1 protein-coding gene is annotated in these 238 nt (G+C 52.9%); it reads right to left on the reverse strand.

Annotation, left to right across the window (positions count from 1 at the left end):
- On the reverse strand, positions 1-203 hold a 203-nt coding region (locus tag F0U47_RS23075), incomplete at its 3' end, for a chitin-binding domain-containing protein (RefSeq protein WP_223162886.1).
- Between the last annotated feature and the right edge of the window lie 35 nt (positions 204-238).

The raw sequence follows: 238 nt of genomic DNA on the forward strand, positions 1-238 counted from the left end.
GGCTTGTTGTCGTCGTCGAGAGCCTCCTTCAGCTCACCAGTTTCGCTACGCACGATGCCGTTGGAAGTCTCGAAATTGTAGTTGTAAGCTCCATCGGGGCTGGCGTCGAATTCAGAGCGAACGACCTTAGGGTAGTCCTCTGTAGGGGGGGCAGCGATGACGGTAGCCACAAGGGCGAGAGCTACAACGATGATCAATTTCATTTTTAATAGTTTTGGTTCGTTCCTGCTGGTACCCG

The sequence above is a fragment of the Nocardioides antri genome (assembly GCF_008373765.1).
GTDB lineage: Bacteria > Actinomycetota > Actinomycetes > Propionibacteriales > Nocardioidaceae > Nocardioides > Nocardioides antri.